The sequence below is a fragment of the Micromonospora marina genome, assembly GCF_900091565.1.
GTDB lineage: Bacteria > Actinomycetota > Actinomycetes > Mycobacteriales > Micromonosporaceae > Micromonospora > Micromonospora marina.
This window is the reverse complement of record NZ_FMCV01000021.1, coordinates 37,854-53,048: the sequence shown is the minus strand read 5'-3', so window position 1 is coordinate 53,048 and position 15,195 is coordinate 37,854. Positions and strand designations below refer to the sequence as shown.

The window sequence follows — 15,195 nt, the reverse complement described above, 5'->3', positions numbered from 1 at the left end:
CACCGCGTGCGTACGCCGCCGTGGCCCTGCCGACCACTGCGCCCACCGTGCCCCGAAGGCCTCGAACCGGCCTCGAGAACGCGGCGAGCGCCGGTGGTCGGGCCGGTGTTCCAGACCGGTTCGACGCGGCCTCGAGCCCGCTGCGCCACCGTCACAGCGTCCTGTCCTACGAAGTGGTCAGTGGAGGAAGCGTGAAGGGAAACCAGCCGGTCGCGATCGTGACCGGGGCGACCAGCGGCATCGGTCTGTCGATCACCAGGCGGTTGGCCGCGGGCGGCCACCGGGTCTTCATCTGCTCCCGCCACGACGAGGAGCTGTCGGCGACGATCAAGGCGCTCCGCGACGAGGGCTTCGAGGTGGACGGCCAGACCTGCGACGTCTCCGTGCCGGACGACATCCGCCGGTTCGTCTCCGCCGCCGTGGCCCGTTACGGGCCGGTCGACGTGCTCGTCAACAACGCCGGCCGCAGCGGCGGCGGCGCCACCGCCGAGATCGCCGACGAACTCTGGTTCGACGTGATCAACACCAACCTGAACAGCGTCTTCCTGATGACCAAGGAGGTGCTCAAGGTCGGCGGCATGCTCGAGAGGGGGCACGGCCGGATCATCAACATCGCATCCACAGGCGGCAAGCAGGGCGTGGTGCACGCGGCGCCGTACTCGGCCTCGAAGCACGGCGTGGTCGGTCTCACCAAGGCGCTCGGCCTGGAGCTGGCGCGCGCCGGCGTCACGGTGAACGCGGTCTGCCCGGGCTTCGTGGAGACGCCGATGGCCGAGCGGGTCCGGGCGCACTACGCGGACATCTGGGGGGTCTCCGAGGAGGAGACCCGGGACCGGATCACCGCCCGGGTTCCGCTCGGCCGCTACGTCCAGCCCGACGAGGTCGCCGCGATGGTCGACTACCTGGTCGGCGACCACGCGGCGGCGGTCACCGCCCAGGCGCTCAACGTCTGCGGCGGCCTGGGCAACTACTGACCGCGATGGTTCCCCGATTTTCCGCCGAGCAGGAAGGCTGGCAATGAGCCCAGACACCGCCGTCGCAGGCGACGGAAGCGACCGGACGTCGCCCGATCTCCCGGCCGCCCTGGACGCCGTACGGCGCAGCGCCCTGCAACTCCTCGCCGACCTGCCCCGGCAGCCCTCAGCGCTGCGGATCCGGGCCGGCGAGCTGACGCTGGAGGCGGAGTGGTCGACGGCCGGACCGGCCGTCGCCGCGGCGGAGCCGCCGGCTCCGCTCGGGTCGGCCGCCACCCCGGCGGTCGAAGCCGTCGCGGACTCCGGGCAGCACTTCGTCCGCGCCCCCACGGTCGGCGTCTTCTACCGGGCCCCCGAGCCCGGCGCGAAGCCGTTCGTCACCGAGGGCGACATCGTCTCGCCGGGCCAGCAGGTGGGCATCGTCGAGGCGATGAAGTTGATGATCCCGGTCAACGCCGACGTGCACGGCACGGTGGTGGCGGTGCTGCGCGACGACGGCGCCGACGTCGAGTACGACGAACGCCTGCTCGCCCTGGCGCCGTTCGGCGCCGAATGAGAGGTGGCACCGGCGGCGGGGCCGGCCGGACATCCGTCGTCCGGCCGGCCCCGCCGCCGTCAGGACGGGGCCGCGGCGGCCTGCGCCCGGTGCAGCAGGGCGAGGTACTCCGTCACCTCGGCCGCTCCGGCGACGTGCTGCCGGCGGTCGACCAGCACCGTCGGCACGGCGGTCACCCCCTCCGCACGGGCCTCCGCGTGCACCTCGGCGGCGTACCGGTCACTGTCGAGGACCTGCCGGGCCGTCGCGGCGTCGAGTCCGACCTCGTCGGCGAGATCGAGCAGCACCTCGTGGTCGGCGACGTTGACGTTCTCGGTCAGGTGGGCGCGGAAGAGACGTTCGGTCATCTCGTCGCGAAGCCCGTACGCACCGGCCAGGTGGGTCAGCCGGTGCGCGTCGAACGAGCTGACCGGGCGGACGGTGTCGAGGTTGAGCGCCAGCCCCTCCTGTGCGCCCAGGCTGCGGATCCAGCCGAAGAGCTTGGTCACCTCGGCTTCGGTCCGGCCCCGCCAGCGCACCATTCCTTCGCCGAGCGTGATGTCCGGGGTACGGGTGTGGCCGGGCCGCAGTTCGTAGCTGCGCCAGGTGATGCCGATGCGGGGGTCGCCCAGCCGGGCCAGCGCCTTCTCCAACCGCCGCTTGCCGATGTAGCACCAGGGACACATGATGTCGGACCAGACCTCGACGAGCATCCTCGTCCTCCTCTGCGTGGGTGTCGTCGGCCCGTCACGCCGGACGGGTCGAGGTCCGGCGCAGGCCCAGGATGAGCACGGCGGCCAGTGCGGTGTGCATGAGCACGATGATCAGCCGGTCCATCACCCGGAAGCCGGGCAGGTAGGGCAGGGTCCCCAGGTAGAGCACGACGGCGACCACCGTCCAGATGGTCAGGGCCTTGGGGGTGAAGCGCTCCAGTACCGTCAGGAAGGCCAGGCCGGCGAAGCAGGCGATGGTCGCCGCCCCGACCATCTCGCCGAACTGCATGGGGCGCGAGACGCTCGAACCGGGGGTCTCCGGAACCCGCAGCTCGTAACCGCCGACGCGGACGAAGAGCAGGTAGACGAGGGCGGCGGCGAGGATCGCCGAGACGGTGACGAGGGTCCGGACGCCGAGGCGTCCGAGGGCGGGGCGGACGTGTTCCGTGGTCGTGGCCATGTTCTGCTCCCTAGGCTGTCGATGACGTCGACGGCGCCGGCGGTACGCCCGCGTGGGGACGTGGTGGATCAGCCCCCGCCGGGGCCGTCGGTGGCCGGTGCGTCCGGGACGTCCCAGGACAGCTCCAGCTCGTTGATGTACCTGACGTGTTCGGCCTGGAACTCCCGGCCGGAGTTGATGAAGCCTTCGATGAGTTCGAGTTCGTCGGTGGAGTACTTCTCGAAGTTGTGGAGCGACCACTGCACCACCGGCCCGTACAGCTGGGTGCTGATGTGGTCGGCCAGCGCGGTGAGGCGGACCACCACCCGCCGGCGGTCGGTCGGGTCCTTGACCCGCTCGACCAGCCCGCGCTCGGCGAGCCGATCGACCACGGTGGTCAGTGCGTTGGGACTGATCCCGCACGCCTGGGCCAGCGTGGTCGCCGTCATCGGTCCTTCGCTGAGCGCGTCCAGGCAGCGTCCGTCGGTGCGGTTGATGCCGATCTTGTGGAAGGCGGTGTCGTCGAGCAGATCGGTCTGCAGGCGGGCGGCTCGCCACGCGCGCATCAGGCCGAAGACCACCTCGTTCCGCGTTCGTCTTGACATGATTACTCCGACTCCAGAATACTTCGCTTTTGGAAGGTATCGAACTTCGAACGTTTTGGCTACCGAATCCCGGCCGGCGCAGGACCGCAGGCCCGGATCCACCCTGACGGACGGGACGACATGACCGACAACGTGGCCCTCGCGCCGCAGCCGACGACGGCCGGCGGAGCCTACCGGTGGCGGTGGCCGGCGTTCGTCGTGGTCCTGCTGGCCTCGATCATGAATCTGCTCGACACCCTGGTCACCAACATCGCCGCCCCGTCGATCCGGGCGGAACTGGGCGGGGGCCCGGCCCTGATCCAGTGGCTCGGCGCCGGCTACACGCTGGCCCTGGCCGCCGGTCTGATCACCGGCGGCCGCCTCGGCGACCTCTACGGCCGCAGACCGGTGTTCCTGGTCGGCGCGGCCGGCTTCACGCTGACCTCCCTGCTCTGCGCCGTCGCCACCTCGCCGGGCATGCTCATCGGCGCCCGGGTGGCCCAGGGCCTCTTCGGCGCGGTGATGCTCCCGCAGGGGCTCGGCGTGATCCGCTCGGTCTTCCCGCCCCGCGAACTCGGCGCCGCGTTCGGTGTCTTCGGCCCGGCCATGGGTCTCGCCTCGGTCGCCGGCCCCGTGCTGGCCGGCGGGCTGATCAGCGCCGACCTGTGGGGCACCGGCTGGCGGATGATCTTCCTGATCAACCTGCCAATCGGGCTGTTCGCCGTCGTGGCGGGGGCCCGCTTCCTGCCCGCCGGCCGGGAGTCCACGGCCCGCCGCCTCGACCTGCCCGGCGCGGTGCTGGCCGCGGTCGCCGCACTGCTGCTGGTCTATCCCGTCGTGCAGGGGCGCGAACTCGACTGGCCGGCCTGGGTCTTCCTGCTCATCGCGCTCGCGCTGATCCTCTTCGTGGTCTTCGCCCGGTTCGAGGCCGGCGTCCAGCGACGCGGCGGCGACCCGCTCATCGTGCCCACCCTCTTCGGTAACCGGGCCTTCACCGGCGGCCTCGCGACCGGGCTGGCCATCTTCACCTCCATGGTGGGCTTCGCGCTGGTGTTCGCCGTCTTCCTCCAGGCGGGTCTGGGCTTCTCGCCGCTCAAGGCCGGGCTGACCGTCCTACCCCAGGCGCTGGGCAGCCTGGTCGGCTTCGCAGCCACCGCGGTCGGGCTGACCCAACGGCTGGGACGCCGATCGCTGCAACTCGGCACCGCGCTGATGATCTGCGGAGTGCTCGGGGTGTTCCTGGTGCTCCGCGTCGAGGGCGCGGACGTGTCGCCGTGGCACTTCGCACCCGTGCTGCTGATCTACGGCGCCGGTCTGGGCCTGTTCCTCTCCCCGTTCTTCGACATCGTGCTGGCCGGAGTGCGCCCCGCCGAGTACGGCTCGGCATCGGGGACGTTGAACGCGATGCAGCAGCTCGGCGGCGCCGTCGGCGCGGCGGTGCTGGGCACCCTGTTCTTCGGCCTCCTCGGCGGTCAGGTCGCGCAGGCCGCCGACGCCGACGCGTCCGCCCTGCGGTCCCGGCTCGCCGCGATCGGCGTGCCCGCCCCCGAGCAGCAGCGCATCGTCGACGGGCTGCGCGCCTGCGGTCGGGAGAGCGCGGACACGACCGACCCCGACGCCGTCCCAACGGCCTGCCGCCGGCTCGGGGAGGAGGTCAGCGGAGCCTCCGGCGCGACCAGCGACGGCGCCGCGGTGGCCGCGGCCGTCGACGAGGCCGGCCGGGACGCCACCCACGGCGGCTTCGCCGCCGCACTGCGCGGCACGATCTGGGCCGCCGTGGGGCTGCTGGCCACCGCGTTCGCGCTGACCTTCCTGCTGCCGCCGTACGCCCGCCGCCACCGGCCGGGTGGTGCGGGGGACGGCCCGGCCGGGCGGGAGACCGGATCGGCGAGCTGACTGGCGGCAGTGCAGGACGATCGACAAATCTTCACCGTCGACACCGGCGCCCAGCGCCGGCGGAAGGAATCCAGATGGCCAAGATCGTGGTGTTCAACGAGTACGGCGGCCCGGAGGTGCTCCACCTCGTCGAGGTGCCGGACCCGGTGGCCGGGCCCGGGCAGGTGCGCATCCGGGTGAAGGCCGCCGGCGTGCAGCCGTTCGACTGCGCGACCCGGCGCGGCGACTTCGCCGCGTACAACCCGCTGACCTTCCCGGTCCGGCTCGGCAACGAGGTCGCCGGCGTCGTCGACCAGGTCGGTGAGGGTGTCAGCAGCTTCGTCGACGGCGACGAGGTGATCGCCTTCCTCACGATGGAGGGGTACGCCGACGCCGTCGTGGTTCCGATCAACCAGGTGGGCCACAAGCCCGCGAAGATGTCCTGGGCCGAGGCGGGGGTCCTGACCGCCTCGGGCCAGACCGCGTACACGGCCCTGGACGAGCTGCGCGTCGGGTCCGGCGACACGCTGCTGATCCACGCCGCCGCCGGTGGGGTGGGCTCGTTCGCCGTGCAGCTCGCGCAGGCCCGTGGCGCCCGGGTGATCGGCACCGCGAGCGAGCGCAACCACGACTACCTGCGTTCGCTGGGGGCGACGCCGGTCACCTACGGGCCGGGCCTCGCCGACCGGGTCCGGGAGGTGGCGCCGGAGGGGGTGGACGCGGCGCTCGACGCGATCGGCGGCGAGGCGCTCGATGTCTCCCTGGAGCTGCTCGGCAGCACGGAGCGGATCGTCACGATCGCGGACTGGGCGCGCTCGGCCCAGCTGGGCATCCGTCGGGTGGGCACCGAGCGGTCGGTGCAGAAGCTCGACGACCTGACCCGCCTCTACACCGAGGGCAAGCTGGTCGTCGAGGTCGCCAGCACCGTGCCGCTCGGGCAGGCCGCCGAGGCGCACCGCCAGGTCGAGACCGGACACGTGCGGGGCAAGGTGGCCCTGGTCGTCGACTGACCGGCCGCGGTGCGCACGCAGCTCCGGGCGACGACCGCCCGGAGCTGCGTCCTACCCGCGCTCAGTGCTGCCCGAGCACCGGCAGGAGGGCCCGGCTGGGCCTGGCGGATGCCGCCGCCGTCAGCCGCTCGGCCGGCACCTCCCCGTAGAGCGTGGTCCGCTGGCGGACCGGGCGGCCCAGCGGCGCGCAGATCTCCCGCAGCTCGGCGACGCTCTTCGCGGAGCCGTGCGAGCTGCCCGCCATCCGGCTGATCGTCTCCTCCATCAGCGTGCCGCCCACGTCGTTCACGCCCCCGGACAGCACCAGCCGACTGCCGTCCACACCGAGCTTGACCCAACTCGTCTGGATGTTGGGGATCCGACCGTGCAGCAGGATGCGGGCCATCGCGTGCACGGCCCGGTTGTCCCGCTCCGTCGGACCGGGTCGGGCGATGCCGGCCAGGTAGACCGGCGCGTTGGTGTGCACGAACGGCAGCGGGACGAACTCCGTGAAGCCGTTCGTCTCGTCCTGGAGGCGGGCGATGAGCCGCAGGTGTGCGACCCAGTGCGCCGGGGCGTCGACGTGCCCGTACATCATGGTCGCGGTGGTGGGGATGCCGAGCCGGTGCGCGGTGGTGACCACCTCCACCCAGGTGGCCGCGGGCAGCTTGCCCCGGGTCAGGATCCACCGCACGTCGTCGTCGAGGATCTCGGCGGCCGTGCCGGGCAGCGAGTCCACCCCGGCGGAGCGGGCCGCCACGAGCCAGTCCTCGATGGACAGCCCGGTCCGTGCGGTGCCGTTGACCACCTCCATCGGCGAGTACGCGTGCAGGTGCAGCCCGGGTGCCCGCCGCTTCACCTCGGCCGCCAGGTCGAAGTAGGCAGTGCCCGGCAGGTCGGGATGGATGCCGCCCTGCATGCAGATCTCGGTGGCCCCCGCCCGCCAGGCCTCCGCCGCCCGGTCACCGACCTGGGCCACCGACAGCGTGTACGCGTCCGCGTCGCTGCGCCGCTGGGCGAAGGCGCAGAACCGGCAACCGGTGTAGCAGACGTTCGTGAAGTTGATGTTGCGGTTGACCACGTAGGTGACCTCGTCGCCGACCGCCTCCCGGCGCAGCGCGTCGGCGAGCGCGCAGAGCTGCTCCAGACCCGACCCCTCGGCGGTCATCAGCGTCAACGCGTCGCGCTCACCGAGGCCCGACGGGTTCTTCTCGGCCCGCCGCAGCGCCGCCGCCACGTCGCTGTCGAGCCGGCCGCCGACCGGCGCCGACGTCGTCCTCGCCCGCTCCCGCAGCGCGTCCCAGTCGCCGTACACCTCGGAGAAGTCGGAGCGACGCCGGTCGTCGGCGGGTCGGCGGTCGACGTCGAGGTGCAGATCGGTGCGCCCGCTCGCCCGCCAGCCGGCCGCAGGCTCCTGCCAGGGAAGCCCGGTCGGCCGGCGGCCGGGCACCGCCAGCCCGGTCTGCGGGTCGGCGAGCGCCCGGACGTGCGGTAGGACCCGCGGGTCGAGCCAGGAACCGCCGCTGCGAACGTACTCCGGCTGGACCGCCAGCCGTTCGCGCAGCGTGAACCCCGCCCGCTCGGTCCACCGCGCCAGCTCGTCCAGCGCCGGCCAGGAGCGTTCCGGGTTCACATGGTCGGCGGTCACCGGGGAGACGCCACCCCAGTCGTCGACACCGGCCCGCAGCATCAACCCGTGCTGCTCACCGACCAGGTTCGGCGGCGCCTGGATCCGGGCCGACGGCCCGAGCACCAGCCGGGCCACGGCGATCGTCGCGGCCAGGTCCGTCAGCTCCGCGTCCGGCACGTCCCGCATCGCGGTGTCCGGCTTGGCGCGGAAGTTCTGCACGATCGTCTCCTGGATGCCCCGGTAGGCCCGGGCCACCCGACGGATCGCGAAGAGCGACTCGGCCCGCTCGACCCGGCTCTCCCCGATGCCGACCAGCACGCCGGTGGTGAACGGCACCGCCGAGCGCCCGGCGTCCTCCAGCACCCGCAGCCGGACGGCCGGTTCCTTGTCCGGCGAGCCGTGGTGCGGCCCGCCCGGGTCCCTCCACAGCCGGGTCGCTGTGGTTTCGAGCATCATCCCCATCGAGACCGACACCGGCTTGAGCCGTTGCAGGTCCGACCAGGACAGCACGCCCGGGTTGAGGTGCGGAAGCAGGCCGGTCTCCTCCAGCACCCGGACCGCCATCGCCCGCAGGTAGGCCAGCGTGTCCGGGTAACCGTGCGCGTCCAGCCACTCGCGTGCGGCCGGCCAGCGCGACTCGGGCCGGTCGCCGAGGGTGAACAGCGCCTCCTTGCACCCGGCGCGGGCGCCCGCCGCCGCGATGTCGAGCACCTCATCCGGGCTCAGGTACGCGTCCGGCACCCGGTGCGGGACGGTGGCGAACGTGCAGTAGTGGCAGCGGTCCCGGCACAACCGGGTGAGCGGGATGAAGACCTTCGGCGAGTACGTCACCGTGCCGGGCCGTCCCGCCGCGGCGAGGCCCTGGTCGCGTACCCGGCCGGCCACGCCGACGAGTTCGTCCAGGTCCTCGCCGCGGGCGGCCAGCAGTACCGCCGCCTCGCCGACGTCGAGGCTCACCCCGTCGCGGGCCCGGCGCAGCGCGCGGCGCAGCGCCGACCGGCCCGGCGGGTTTTGTTCCGGCGCGACCGTCCGTCGACCGGTCATCCTCAGCCGACCGGCTGACGCTGCGCCGCAGCCGTGTCGCGCAGCCGCAGCCAGGCGGTGGTGGCCCGGGCGAGCGCCTTCTCGCGCAGCACCCGGTGCACGTCGTCGTGGTCGACGCCGATCGCGGTCAGCCGCTCCAACGCGGCGTGGGCGTCCTCGTAGGAGCCGTGCACCCTGTCCCCGCGCACCTCGCTGCCCTTCACCACCGCGGCGAGGGTGGCCGCCGACAGGACGGTCAGCACCCCCGGGACCACCAGCTCGTCGACGTAGCGGGTCTCCAGGTAGTACGGGTCGCGGACCTGCGTCGACGTCCAGGCCAGCCGCGGCCGGGGACCGCCCAGGGCGGTCAGACCCGCCCAGTCACGGCCACGCAGGGCGTTCTCGAACGCCGCGTACGCCATCCGCGCGCCGGCCAGAGCCGCGGTGCCGCGCAGCCGGGCCGAGCTGTCCGTGCCGATCGCCCAGAGACGCTTGTCGACCTCGGTGTCCACATCCGCCACCGGCACCGAGACGATCGCGGGCGGAAATCCCTCCGCGGCCGTCAGCCCCTCGCGGACCGCGTCGAGCACGGTCCGCAGCTGCGCCGGGGCGTACACCAGGGTCACGTTCACCCCGATGCCCTCGGCCAGCAGGGCGGTCACCGCCGCCGGCGCGGCGGCCGTGGCCGGGATGGCGAGCAGCAGGTTCGGCCGGTCCACCAGCTCGACCAGTCGTCGCGCCTCGGCCACGGTGCCGTCGGGATCGTCGGCCAGCCGGGGATCGATCTCCAGGCTCACCAGACCGTCGCGGCCGCCCGAGGCGTCGTACCCCGGTCGCAGTGCGTCGGCGGCGCGCCGGGCCACGTCCGCGCCGGCCCGGCGCACGGCGTCGTCGAGGTCGTCGCCCGCCGCGGCGGGCGTGGCGCCGCCGTCCGGAGCGGTGAGCCCGACCCGCAGCGCGGCGACGCCGACGGCCAGGCCGGACACCGGTGGCTGGCCGGGGCCGACGGCCGCCGGGTCGTCGCGCCAGATGGTCACGCCCGCTTCCGCGAGCCGACGGAGGTTCTCGGTCACAGCTGTCGTCTCCTCGTACGTCCGCACGCCCGGTCCACCGGGCGTGACGTGGGTGGCCGGGTGGGGTGTCGTCGGCGCGGTCAGTGCGTCGCGGCGGCGGGGGTGACGTTGCGCCGCACCATGGCGAGGTGTTCCGGGTCCAGACCCCACGTGAAGAGGCGCTGCGGGTGGATGCGGATCAGCTCGGGGGAGAGGAACTCCAGCTCCGGCGGGACGGGCTGGTCGACCAGCGCCTCCGCGTGGCCGCGAATCTCGATGCCCCGCACCCGCCACGGCCGCCGGGACACCACGTCGTCGATGACGAAGGACGCCTTGCCGTTCGCGGCCACGTTCTTGAACTTCTGGGTGGTGGCCATCGCGCGTCCGCCGATGTCGATGCAGTCCGCCTCGGCGTTGTACCAGTAGACGACCGGGTTGTTCTGGATGCTGCCGTTCGGCTGGATCGTGGCCAGCCGGCCGAGCCGCTGCGACTTCAGGTATTCGAGCTCGTCCGCGGTGAAGATCACGTCATCCTGCCCCTCGTCGGCATCCGCCCCGCGCCGTCACGCCGGGGCCCCGACGTGCGGTCACGCCGGGGTCCTGATCGTCGGAGCGGCGGCTCGCTCCCGACTGGAACCCGGCTCGAGAGCCGCTCGAACCCGGCCTCGACCGGCTCTCGAACCCGGCTCTATCCCGGTCGGTGAACCTTCGGCGGCAGGCGCGGCGCTCCGGCGGTGGCCGGGACACCGCGCGGACCGCGACGAGGTACGAGGAGGCGGCCGTGTCATCACGCGCAGACCGGTGGGTGCTGGTCTTCGGGGCGACCGGGAAGCAGGGCGGTGGGACGGCCCGGCACCTGCTGCGCCGGGGCTGGCCGGTGCACGCGTTCGTCCGGGACGCGCAGCGGCCCGCCGCCCGGGAACTCCGGGCGCTGGGGGCGACGCTGGTCGTCGGCGACCTGGACGACGTCGCGTCGATCCGCGCCGCCATGACCGGGGCGTACGGGGTGTTCAGCGTGCAGACGCCGCTGAGCCAGGGCGGCGTGCCGGCGGAGGAACGACACGGTGTCAACATCGCCGACGTGGCCGGCGAGATCGGGGTGGGGCACTTCGTGCACAGCTCCGTCGGCGGGGCCGAACGACCCGAGGGAGTGTTCTGGCGCGAGGCGAAGCTGCGGATCGAGGAGCGGATCCGCAAGCACGACCTGCCCGCGACCTTCCTGCGCCCCACCTACTTCATGGACAACTTCGGCCAGTACCCGCCCCTGCTGGAGGACGGCGGGCTGGTGTACCGGCGCGGCCTGGCCCCCGGCAAGCCGTTGCAGATGATCGCCTCCGGCGACATCGGGTTCTTCGCCGCGGCGGCGTTCGACGACCCGTCCACCATCGGAGCGAAGATCGAGCTGGCCGGCGACGAGCTCACCGGTGACCAGATCGCGGAGACGTTCCAGCGGCACACCGGGCTGCCCACCCGGTTCGAACCGGTGCCGATGGCGGAGCTGCAACGGCAGAGCGAGTGGCAGGCGACCGCGTACGGCTGGCTGAACCGGATCGGCTACCAGGCGGACATTCCCGCGCTGCGCCGGCAGTTCCCCGAGCTGGTCACCCTGGCCGGCTGGCTGGCCCGCACCGGTTGGGCGCCCAGCACCGCACACAGCGCGCCGCCGGCCGCCGGCGTACCGCGCAACGGCTGAACCGAATTCGGAATCCTGGAGGTTGCAGTGAGCATCGAATCCGAGGCGTCGACCCGTGTGGCCGCGACCGGGGAGGTGCTGCGGGACGACTTCTCGGGCCCGCTCTCCGTCGGCGGCGAGACGGCGCGGTGGCGGCTGCGTCCGGTGCCGGGCTTTCCGGCGGGCGACGGCGTGGCGCGTACCGGCCCGAGCGGTCTGACGGTCGTCCCCACGGCGACCGACCCGGCGACCGGTCAGCCCGCGTTCGCCGAGCCGCCGCAGCCGCTGTCCGAAACCGATCACCTGCGCTGGGCGCTGATGGCGAATCGGGACACCGCCGACGGTTTCCCGGGGTTCGCCGTGCCGGCCGGCCGGTTCACCGTTCGCGCCGAGCTGTCCGTCGAGGCGTACGGCCTGGACCGGCACACCTACGGCGACGCGGTCGTCGACCCGTACCGGGACCTGCGGCTGGGCGCGGCGGCGCTGATCTGCATGGACCGCGAGACGGGAATGGTCTTCGACTTCATCGTCACCGATCGCTGCGTCTTCGCCGTCTACGAGCGGCTCGCCTTCCCGCCGCACGGGTACGCCGGGTTCTCGTACGCGGTGCCGGTGCTCGACCGTCAGCCTGCCGACGTGCACGCCCTGGCCCTCACCTACGACGCGGACCGGCGTACCGCCCTTTGGCACGTCGGCGACACCGAGGTGCTGCGGGTGGACCGGATCGGGCGCCGGGCGCTCGACGCGCGGTACGCGATGCGCGACAACGGCCGGCCGGAGGAGCCCGCCGCCCCACGCCAGCTCACCGTGGGCCTGGCGCTCTTCGCCGACCGTCTCTGGGGGCAGGGCGTCCGCCTGGACGTCCGCCGCGTGACGGCCCACCGGGACTGACCGACGTCGGCATACGACCGCGGCAGCCGACTCCGCTGCCGCGGTCGCGGTGCTCCGGCTGGCTAGACCAGACCGTGCTCCGGCTGGCGAGGTCAAACCGCGAGCCACGGGCTCCCGACACAGGTGTGACCGGCCGCCGCGAGGAGCCCGGTCGACGCCGGGCCGATCCCCAGCCGGGCGGCCTCCCGCAGATCCGCCACGGTGTCCACGTCCCGGCGCAGACCGGGCAGCGCCAGTCGGCCGGTGAGGTCCGCCATCCCCGCGCCGACGTGACGCCGGTGCGAGTCCGGCCCGTACGCCGGGCGCAGCCACCGCCCGCGGCGCGCCGTCAGCAGGGTGGTGCCCGACCCGGGGGCGTCGGCCAGCACGGCGGTGTCCAGCGCCGCCGCGGCGGCCAACGCCGCCGCCAGCTCGGCGGGGCGGGCCGCCGGGAGGTCGCCGGAGAGCACCGCGACCGGGCCGTCGAACCGGGCGGCGGCGTGCGCCACCGCGGCCGACAGGCCACCGCCCGGATCCGGCAGCACCGGTACGCCGTAGCGGTCCCCGGCCGGTTCCGCGCTCACCAGGCACACCCGCGCCACCGGGGCGGCGGCGGCCAGCACGTCGAGGAGCATCGCCTCCGCCACCGCCCGGCGCAGCGCCGGGGGGAGGGCGAGCCGACTCTTGGACCGGTCCAGCCGCTTCAGGGGCACCAGGACGGTCCAGGGACGGTCGGTGGCGGTCACACCCGTGTGCCGACCTGCAGCAGGGGTAGCACCTTCGTGCTGTAGAGGCTGAGGAACTGCGCCTGGTCCGGGCCGGGGGCGTGGAACACCAGGTGCCGGAAGCCCAGGTCGAGATACTCCTGAACGCGGGCCGCGTGCTCGGCCGGATCCGACGAGACGATCCACCGGCTCGCGGCTCGGGCCAGCGGCAGCGCGGCCGCCCGGCGCTGCATCTCGACCGGGTCGTCGACGCCGGTCTTCTCCTCGCCGGTGAGCGCCAGTGCGGCCCAGTGGGCGGTGTCGCGCAGCGCCCGCTCCGGGTCCGGGTCGAACGACACCTTCAGCTCGATCGTCAGGTCGAGGTCGTCCACGGCACGGCCGGCCTGGCCGGCGCCCTCCCGCACGGCGGGTAGCAGCTTCTCCGCGTACAGGTCACGGCCCTTGCCGCTGGTGCAGATGAAGCCGTCGCCCTCCCGCCCGGCGAGCCGCGCGGCCACCGGCCCCGCGCCGGCGACGTAGAGCGGCACCGGACGGGCCGGCCGGTCGTAGATGGTGGCCCGGTCGGTGCGGTACCACCGCCCCGCGAAGGTCACCCGCTCCTCCGTCCACAGCCGACGGATCAGCCGGACCGCCTCGGTCAACCGGGCCAGCCGTTCCGCCGGCGCCGGCCAGGCGGCGCCCAACGGCGCCTCGTTGAGCGACTCGCCCGAACCGACGCCCAGCACCACCCGCCCGGGGGCGAGGCAGCCCAGCGTGGCGAAGGCCTGCGCGACCACGGCCGGGTGGTAGCGGAACGTCGGCGTCAGCACGCTGGTGCCCACCACCACCCGACGGGTACGCGTGAGCAGGGCGCCCAGCCACGGCAGCGCGGCCGGCGCGTGCCCGTTGTCGTGCCGCCACGGCTGGAGATGGTCGCTGACGAAGACGGAGTCGAAGCCGTACTCCTCGGCGAGCACCGCGTACTCGAGCAGTTCCCGTGGGCCGAACTGCTCGGCGGACGCCTTGTAGCCGAACCTGATCATCTGCCACCCCTGTCCTGCGTCGGTGCCTCGACGATCAGGGCAGCGGTTAGCGGACGCCTCGAACCCGGGTCGAGCCGGTGGTCCGCGGCCGCTCGAGATGCCCGCTGGGCCGGGATCCGGCGGACCCGTTCCGGGCGTCGCCGAGGCGCGACGTCCCTCGGCGACGACTGCGGCGACCCGAGCGGAACACCGTCCGACCGAGGATCAGGAGACGTCCGCGACCGCTGGCGCCCCATACGCGAACTGCTCACGTTGCCCCCTGCGCCTGACCTCGCCAGCCTGCGGGTTCGCCTGCGTCGACCTCGCCCGCGACATCCTGCGTGAGCAGTCCACCGGATCCCTCGCAACGATCCTGGTCGAACCCGTCCAAGGCCGCGCAGGCAACGTGGTGCCGCCTACGGGCTACGTCCGTGCCCTGCGCCGCCTCGCCGACGAACATGGCGTACTGCTCATCGCCGACGAGTCCATGACCGGCATGGGCCGCACGGGCACCATCCTCGCCAGCGACCAACCAGACGTACGTCCCGACGTCGTCGTACTCGGCAAGGGCCTCGGCAACGGTTATCCCGTCTCCGCCATCTGCGCCCCGACGGACCTCATGCAGCGCGGCCCATTCGGAGCCCCCAGTGCCAGCTCCTCCAGGTACGGCGGCTTTCCGCTCGCATGCCGTGCCGTCGCCGTCGTGGCCCAGACCGTACACAGGCAGCAGTTGGCAGACAGAGCGGGCGAGGCGGGGACTCGGACGCTCACCCGGCTGCGCCAGGACCTCGCCGGGCTGGCGCTGGTCAGCAGCGTCCACGGTATCGGCATGGCGATCGGGATCAGCTTGAACGTAACCCGCGGTTGGCCCTCGATCATCTTCCACACAAAGTCGACCTATCCGGGTTTCAGCCGTCGCGTCCACTTGGGACGCTGCTGCTCGGCACACCCAACCTCAACGTTCACGCATCATGACATCTGCGAGCGTCAACCCACTTTTGAATGGCCTTCCGGGCCCCTGGGGAATTCCCGGATGACATCCGGCTCCGACCTCGTGATGCGACTGTCCGATGACCCGGTCAGCAATTGCGGTCCATTCGTTTACTAACACCA

The 15,195-nt window shown here is 73.2% G+C and carries 15 protein-coding genes; 7 read left to right on the top strand and 8 right to left on the bottom strand.

Annotation, left to right across the window (positions count from 1 at the left end):
• Positions 1 to 191: 191 nt before the first annotated feature.
• Both GA0070215_RS21565 and GA0070215_RS21560 read left to right on the top strand, forming a co-directional pair.
• The gene (locus GA0070215_RS21565; protein WP_018788113.1) at positions 192 to 974 is read left to right on the top strand and encodes a 3-oxoacyl-ACP reductase; all 783 of its coding nucleotides are present in this window, start codon (positions 192 to 194) and stop codon (positions 972 to 974) included.
• A gap of 43 nt (positions 975 to 1,017) precedes the next feature.
• Positions 1,018 to 1,530, top strand: a complete 513-nt coding sequence (locus GA0070215_RS21560; RefSeq protein WP_091049095.1) for an acetyl-CoA carboxylase biotin carboxyl carrier protein — start codon at positions 1,018 to 1,020, stop codon at positions 1,528 to 1,530.
• Between the two features lie 59 nt (positions 1,531 to 1,589).
• Here GA0070215_RS21560 and GA0070215_RS21555 read toward each other — a convergent pair whose 3' ends face one another.
• From GA0070215_RS21555 to GA0070215_RS21545, 3 genes are all read right to left on the bottom strand, one after another.
• Entirely contained in the window at positions 1,590 to 2,222 is a 633-nt protein-coding gene (locus GA0070215_RS21555; protein ID WP_091049092.1) for a DsbA family oxidoreductase, read from the bottom strand.
• A gap of 34 nt (positions 2,223 to 2,256) precedes the next feature.
• Complete coding sequence (locus GA0070215_RS21550) at positions 2,257 to 2,682, bottom strand: DUF6069 family protein (protein ID WP_018788116.1); 426 nt, start codon at positions 2,680 to 2,682, stop codon at positions 2,257 to 2,259.
• Positions 2,683 to 2,750: 68 nt separating this feature from the next.
• Complete coding sequence (locus tag GA0070215_RS21545; RefSeq protein WP_091049089.1) at positions 2,751 to 3,266, bottom strand: MarR family winged helix-turn-helix transcriptional regulator; 516 nt, start codon at positions 3,264 to 3,266, stop codon at positions 2,751 to 2,753.
• Between the two features lie 120 nt (positions 3,267 to 3,386).
• Between GA0070215_RS21545 and GA0070215_RS21540 the strand changes: the two genes are divergently transcribed.
• Positions 3,387 to 5,141, top strand: coding sequence for an MFS transporter (locus GA0070215_RS21540; RefSeq protein ID WP_091049085.1), 1,755 nt, complete (start codon positions 3,387 to 3,389; stop codon positions 5,139 to 5,141).
• A 74-nt stretch (positions 5,142 to 5,215) separates the two neighbouring features.
• On the top strand, positions 5,216 to 6,130 hold the full coding sequence (locus tag GA0070215_RS21535; protein ID WP_091049082.1) for an NADP-dependent oxidoreductase: 915 nt from the start codon (positions 5,216 to 5,218) through the stop codon (positions 6,128 to 6,130).
• Between the two features lie 61 nt (positions 6,131 to 6,191).
• On the opposite strand, the gene GA0070215_RS21530 is transcribed toward GA0070215_RS21535, so the two are convergent.
• From GA0070215_RS21530 to GA0070215_RS21520, 3 genes are all read right to left on the bottom strand, one after another.
• On the bottom strand, positions 6,192 to 8,783 hold the full coding sequence (locus GA0070215_RS21530) for a bifunctional FO biosynthesis protein CofGH (protein ID WP_091049079.1): 2,592 nt from the start codon (positions 8,781 to 8,783) through the stop codon (positions 6,192 to 6,194).
• Positions 8,784 to 8,785: 2 nt separating this feature from the next.
• Complete coding sequence (locus GA0070215_RS21525) at positions 8,786 to 9,835, bottom strand: transaldolase family protein (RefSeq protein ID WP_167361542.1); 1,050 nt, start codon at positions 9,833 to 9,835, stop codon at positions 8,786 to 8,788.
• 80 nt (positions 9,836 to 9,915) lie between these two features.
• Positions 9,916 to 10,341: a PPOX class F420-dependent oxidoreductase gene (locus tag GA0070215_RS21520; RefSeq protein WP_018788122.1), complete on the bottom strand. Its 426-nt coding sequence runs from the start codon at positions 10,339 to 10,341 to the stop codon at positions 9,916 to 9,918.
• A gap of 254 nt (positions 10,342 to 10,595) precedes the next feature.
• Between GA0070215_RS21520 and GA0070215_RS21515 the strand changes: the two genes are divergently transcribed.
• Together GA0070215_RS21515 and GA0070215_RS21510 are read left to right on the top strand one after the other, a co-directional pair.
• Positions 10,596 to 11,507 carry an NmrA/HSCARG family protein gene (locus tag GA0070215_RS21515; RefSeq protein WP_167361541.1) on the top strand — a complete coding sequence of 304 codons (912 nt, stop codon included), beginning with the start codon at positions 10,596 to 10,598 and terminating at the stop codon, positions 11,505 to 11,507.
• Between the two features lie 27 nt (positions 11,508 to 11,534).
• Positions 11,535 to 12,377 (top strand): DUF6081 family protein, encoded by an 843-nt coding sequence (locus GA0070215_RS21510; RefSeq protein WP_018788124.1) that lies wholly within the window; start codon positions 11,535 to 11,537, stop codon positions 12,375 to 12,377.
• A gap of 92 nt (positions 12,378 to 12,469) precedes the next feature.
• Here the strand turns inward: GA0070215_RS21510 and cofC are convergent, their stop codons facing one another.
• Both cofC and fgd read right to left on the bottom strand, forming a co-directional pair.
• Entirely contained in the window at positions 12,470 to 13,102 is a 633-nt protein-coding gene (gene cofC, locus GA0070215_RS21505; protein ID WP_091049072.1) for a 2-phospho-L-lactate guanylyltransferase, read from the bottom strand.
• Entirely contained in the window at positions 13,099 to 14,103 is a 1,005-nt protein-coding gene (gene fgd, locus GA0070215_RS21500) for a glucose-6-phosphate dehydrogenase (coenzyme-F420) (protein WP_091049069.1), read from the bottom strand. The genes cofC and fgd overlap by 4 nt, the downstream gene beginning before the upstream one ends.
• Before the next feature lie 97 nt (positions 14,104 to 14,200).
• Here fgd and GA0070215_RS21495 point away from each other — a divergent pair, with 97 nt between their 5' ends.
• Positions 14,201 to 15,190, top strand: coding sequence for an aminotransferase class III-fold pyridoxal phosphate-dependent enzyme (locus GA0070215_RS21495; RefSeq protein ID WP_091049066.1), 990 nt, complete (start codon positions 14,201 to 14,203; stop codon positions 15,188 to 15,190).
• The last annotated feature ends 5 nt before the right edge of the window (positions 15,191 to 15,195 follow it).